At 38.4% G+C, this 5,789-nt stretch carries 6 protein-coding genes; all 6 read left to right on the top strand.

Features of this window, described 5'->3' with window-relative positions; translation table 11 throughout:
* Window positions 1–302: 302 nt before the first annotated feature.
* Window positions 303–644, top strand: coding sequence for a hypothetical protein (locus BHV72_RS06710; RefSeq protein ID WP_195578839.1), 342 nt, complete (start codon window positions 303–305; stop codon window positions 642–644).
* Between the two features lie 193 nt (window positions 645–837).
* Window positions 838–1,335, top strand: coding sequence for an HU family DNA-binding protein (locus BHV72_RS06705; RefSeq protein WP_195414554.1), 498 nt, complete (start codon window positions 838–840; stop codon window positions 1,333–1,335).
* Window positions 1,336–1,565: 230 nt separating this feature from the next.
* Window positions 1,566–2,843: a DUF3575 domain-containing protein gene (locus BHV72_RS06700; protein ID WP_195414553.1), complete on the top strand. Its 1,278-nt coding sequence runs from the start codon at window positions 1,566–1,568 to the stop codon at window positions 2,841–2,843.
* A 7-nt stretch (window positions 2,844–2,850) separates the two neighbouring features.
* Window positions 2,851–3,846 (top strand): DUF5119 domain-containing protein, encoded by a 996-nt coding sequence (locus BHV72_RS06695; protein WP_195414552.1) that lies wholly within the window; start codon window positions 2,851–2,853, stop codon window positions 3,844–3,846.
* 54 nt (window positions 3,847–3,900) lie between these two features.
* Window positions 3,901–4,896 (top strand): fimbrillin family protein, encoded by a 996-nt coding sequence (locus tag BHV72_RS06690; RefSeq protein ID WP_286855363.1) that lies wholly within the window; start codon window positions 3,901–3,903, stop codon window positions 4,894–4,896.
* A gap of 184 nt (window positions 4,897–5,080) precedes the next feature.
* Window positions 5,081–5,789, top strand: a 709-nt coding sequence (locus tag BHV72_RS06685; RefSeq protein WP_286855361.1) for a helix-turn-helix transcriptional regulator, incomplete at its 3' end; no start/stop codon positions are given.

Here is a 5,789-nt window from a genome sequence, read left to right as displayed (position 1 = left end):
AACGACACTTAATCTGTACGTTCATCCTAATCTCAATCAAAAGAAACGGTGTATTGACCGTATGAGTAATTTCTTGGGAATAACATGAGTTAGTCTTGGCCTCTATATACATGGGGGACAAAAAAAATGTCCTCCATGTATGTGATGCGCATGATTGACGTCATTATCACAAGTTTTTTAAGCATACAGTTGTTTTACCTTCTACGTTGATGTTTTGCTTAGATTCTGCTGATGTTACCTTTTTCTGTCGAGATTTATATGAGAGTAAACAATATTGTTCCCAAGCATTTTTCTGTCATGATATGGCTTTTTATCTTTTTGACAAAATTACTTCGGAGAACTTATCTACCGGACAAACTGGATATTTCTTTAGAACGGATAGAGAGAGTCTCGGGAAACAGAACTATATAGCTTTGAATATGGATATTAGTCTTTGGGGAAATGAAATTACTCCAATTGCTCCTTTTATCAAAAAGATTGATGAATTTGATATTATACATACAGATAGATTGCATGTGGCTATTTTAGCCTGTTTACTGCATAAACGGGTACATTTTTATAAAGGAGGATATTTTAAGAATGAGGCGGTGTTTAGATCTAGTATGAAAGATTACTTTGATGATGTATTCATGAAAAAATATTAATTTGTATATCTAGTTAATAACTAGTGTGTTATTACTTGAATCTAATGACCTGTAAGTACCAAAAAGGAGACGTAATGGAGACAAAAGGGGACTGGACAGTATACGCCCTGTTATATCTTTGCAGAGTCATTCAAACAAAACGAATGGCAAACAGATAACCTTTATTTTTTTAACCATTTAAACTTTAACGATTATGGCTTTAGAGTATGTAGTAACAAAAAGAGTGTTCGGTTTTGACAAAGACAAAAACGAAAAGTATGTAGCAAAATCGGTTCGTTCCGGTAGGGTTAATTTTGCAAAGATATGTCGCAAAGTAAGTCAGCTTTGTGGTGTTCATCGGAAAGTGGTCGATTTGGTAGTCAGTGGTCTGGTAGATAAAATGGCTGAGGATATTGATGACGGAAAGAGCGTTCAGTTGGGTGAGTTCGGAATCTTTAGCCCTACTATCCGTACAAAAAGCTCGGATGAAGAAAAGGAAATTTCGTCCAAGTCAATCGTTCAGAGAAAGATTTTATTCTATCCGGGGAAAATCTTCAAAGATACGTTGGCGGACATGAGTATTACGCGTCGTGCGGAGATTGAAACAGATTATACGGACGGAAGTAGCAACGGTGATAATACCGGCGGAAAGCCGGGTTCTGGCGATGATGGCAAGGGAGAAGGAGGAGTGACACCCGATCCGGCAGTATAATAAGTTTAGTTTTGCTTTAAAGAAGGCTTTAGAGTTGTGGATGCACAGAGAATCGATGAATATTCGATGATCTGTGCATCTTTTTTTGTTAATATTCTACTATTGAACTTTTCAAACTTGCAAAATCGTTTCAATCGGTTCACAGAACCTTTCACACCCTATATTTTGTTCTGAAAGTATGATTTTATTCATTTCTTAACTTCTATATTTGTTCACAGAAACGAACGACTATGAAACATGGAATCTATATATTGACTTTTTTTATGACATTACTTGGTCTTTCGGAAAGTGGATATGCTATGATTCCGTTTTTCACAGCTACAGGTGATACGGTCCGGCGGGCAGTAATATATTTCGAGGTGTCTGAAACGTGTGTTGACTCTTGTTATGGTAGTAATAATCAGGTGGCTGCAGTGTTGGACTCTTTGTTGGCGAGGAACTCGGATACGAAATATATAACTGCTTTGAATGTAATCACTTCTGTTTCTCCCGAAGATGACGAGTCTTATAATACAAATTTGATTTCCAAGAGGAATCACTCGGTTAGTGAATTCTTACAACGATATCATTCGAATATTGATGTTAATAAGATTCATTATTTTTCAGCAGGCGAGAATTGGTCAGAGTTACGTAAGTTGGCGGCAGCTGACCCTAACCTGCCGGATCGTGAGGAAGTGTTGATATTGATTGATTATCATAAGAATGATATCGCAAAACGGAAACAATTGTTACGTAAGTTAAATCAGGGAGCTGCTTACAGATACATGGTCAACAATGTATTTCCTAAGTTGAGGCGGTCTGAAATTACAATAGTCCGGGAAATCCCGGAAGTGGCGAAGGAAACCTTTGAACCGGTATCTTCTGTCTCCGAGTTGTTGGTTTCAAGACAGGAAGAGGCGCTTCCGGATAGTCAGCCTGATAAGTCTGTGGGAGAAAGTGTAAATGAACAGACCTGTGAGGCAGTTATGTCGGAGGCAGAAGGACCGGGGAAAAGTAAAACAGTACTTGCAGTGAAGAATAACCTGCTATATGATATGGCATTGGCGCCGAATATAGAAGTGGAGATTCCATTAGGCAAGCGGTGGTCTTTGAATACCGAATACAAATGCCCGTGGTGGCTGAATAGTGAACATGATTTTTGCTATCAACTTCTTTCAGGAGGCATGGAAGGACGTTACTGGTTGGGAAACAGGCAGAAACATAATCGGTTGACCGGGCATTTTATCGGGCTTTATGCTGAAGGTGGAATATATGACTTTCAATTACAGGGAGACGGTTATCAAGGTAAGTATTATGGAGCTGCAGGAGTGACTTACGGGTATGCACGACAACTGGCACTTCATTTTTCACTTGAGTTCAGTCTCGGCATAGGGTATTTGACAACGGAATATAAGAAATATACTCCTTACGAGGGGGATATTATATGGACAAATAGTGGGCGTTATAACTTTATTGGCCCTACCAAGGCGAAAATTTCTCTGGTATGGCTGATAACAACAAGGAGGTAAGGACGTTATGCGAGATACAAGATATATTATTCTTGTGCTTCTGTCCTCGCTGCTGATGCTGACCGGGTGTAGTCGTCGCGATGTATTGGATGATTATCCTGTAAGCGGGGTAGAAATCTTGTTAGATTGGGCCGGAGTAACAGATGAATTGCCGGAAGGAGTTCGGATTATATTTTATCCGAAAGACGGGGAAGGCAGAAAAGTGGATAGGTACCTTTCGGTACAAGGTGGGGAGATGAAGGTCCCTCCCGGACGATATTCGGTGGTAGCTTACAACTATAACACGGAAGTAGTGCGAATCCGAGGTGAGGAATCCTATGAAACGATTGAGGCATATACGGGATATTGCAATGGTTTGGGCATTGCCGGAACTGAAAAAATGGTTTGGTCGCCGGACCCGTTATATGTGTTGAATATTGATGAATTGAAAATAAAGAAAAGTGATGAAGTGTTTCACTTGGATTGGGAATTGGAATCGGTAATAAAGAACTACTCCTTTGCAATAGAGGTGAAAGGACTGGAATATGTGACATCAGTTATAGGGTGTGTAAATGGATTGTCTGATTGCTATTGTATAGGTAAAGGTTGCGGAATGTGTAACTCACAGCCTATTTATTTTGAAGCAAAGAAGGAGGGTGGCAAAGTAATAGCGCATTTTACTGCTTTTAAAGGGGAGAAAGATATACCGACGCGAATGTCAATGTTGGGAGAACCGGTTTCTCGAGAAGCAAGTAGTGTAAAGTTGATACTAAGTTTTGTAAGAACTGATAATACGATACAGGAAAGGACGATTGATGTTACTGAAATAATTGGTACGCTTGAAAAAGATGAGAAGGAGGAAGAAGGAAAACAAGATCCGCCACCAGAGATTGAGTTGCCACCTGATGATAAGATTGAGGTAGAGAAACCGGAAACACCACCTAATCCTGACGGGGGTGGAGGAATGAATGGAAACGTTGATGGTTGGGGACCAGAAGATAATATTGAATTACCAGTAAACTGATTCCTAATAGCATAAACAGAATAGAATAATATTATTAACTAAAAAGATACAGTTATGAAAAAGATTTTATTGGCAGTAACAGCTGCTTTGGCAATTACGAGTTGCTCACAGAATGAAGAATTTGAGAATGAAGGACAGAAAACTGAGATTAACTTTACTACCATAGTAAGTAAGGCAACAAGAGCGAGCGAGTTAAAGACAGAAGGTTTGAAAACTAATGGTGGGTTTAAGGTTTTTGCATATAATACAAAGGATAATGATATGTCTGCTGAAACCATTTTGGGTGAAACACCATTTATGGATGGTGTGGTAGTTTCTTGGAATAGCTCAGCATGGACAATGAACCCTGTTGGGCCTTATTACTGGCCTTTAAAGGATAAGATTCAATTCTTTTCATATTCGCCTGTGGCTAATGTGAACTATGTTGAGCCGACTAGTTCAAAAGCAGGTTATCCAAGTTTTTCTTATACTATCGTTGATTCTCAAGAAGATTTAGTCGTGGCTTATGCAAAAAATGAAACCAAACCGGGAGTATCCGGTACACCTGTAAAATTAGATTTTAAACATGTCCTGACCCAGATTAATTTCAAATTAAAAGGGAAGGATGATGGTTTTACTTATAAAGTAACCGAGATTACTTTGTCAGGAATAAATAATGCTGGAAATTTTACTTATACTAATCCTACTGAAAGTGTAGTAGGTACTTGGTCAAATCCTTCTACTTCTAAATCGTATCAGTATAATGCAACTTATACCGATTTTACAGGTACTTCTGAACTTACTTTAGCAACGGGTGATAATGCATTAATGTTAATGCCGCAAACTTTGGGAGAAAATGCAGAAATAACAATAGCATATTCTACTGTATATGGTGGTGGAGAAGTCTTTAATGGAGAGAAAAAAGTTAGTTTGAAAGATGTTGTTTGGGGAGCTGGTGATAAGATTCTTTATACTCTTTTATTACCAGGCGGAGCTGAAAATGTTACATTTACTCCAGATGTAACTAACTGGAATACTCAAACAACGCCGGAAGCAAACGAGGCTCAGTAAAAACTTTCTAGATTTGAAAATTGAGCTTTCGAAGGATTATTTCGAGATTAGAAATACTTTTAAGAAGTCATCTCAGAAAAATGAGATGACTTCTTTTTTACTTTTCTCCTTTTTTTTATGGCTATATGAAATCTTTCATATATTTTTGTTGAAAACATAAAACAAATACAAGCAAAGCCAACATATGCCGTCTATCTGTCAAGGAAATTGGGATTGTCAAAACTGTCCAAAAGCTGTGAGCAATGCCATTGCTCATATTATTTATCAGCGGGGTTTCCATAGGCCTGCGCATAAATGCGAGGAGAATTTCATTCTTTTTTTGATGAAGGGAGAGATGCTGGTTAATAGTCAGGAATATGCAGGTACGATGCTCAGAGAAGGTGAGTTTATTCTTCAGGCTATCGGATCAAAATTTGAGATGCTTGCTATGACTGAATGCGAATGTATTTATTATCGTTTCGTTCAACCGGAGTTGTTTTGCGATTTGCGTTTTAATCATATCATGAAAGAGGTATCTCCTCCGCTTATCTATTCCCCTTTAAAAATAATTCCTGAATTACAATATTTCTTGAATGGCTCTATAACCTATTTGAAGGGAGATAAAGTCTGTCGGGAATTGTTGTCTCTCAAACGGAAGGAATTGGCATTTGTGTTGGGTTACTACTACTCCGATTATGATCTTGCGAGCTTGGTACATCCACTTTCCAAATATACAAATGGCTTTCAATGTTTTGTCATTCAGAATTATAAAAAAGTAAAGACGGTAGAAGAACTGGCACAATTAGGCGGATACACTATCAGTACATTCCGTAGGATTTTCAATAGTGTCTTTCATGAACCTGTGTATGAATGGATGCTGGCACGCCGCAAGGAAAACGTTTTGGACGATTTGC

The organism is Bacteroides sp. 43_46 (assembly GCF_001915455.1).
GTDB lineage: Bacteria > Bacteroidota > Bacteroidia > Bacteroidales > Bacteroidaceae > Bacteroides > Bacteroides caccae.
This window is presented reverse-complemented; position numbering and strand designations above follow the sequence as displayed.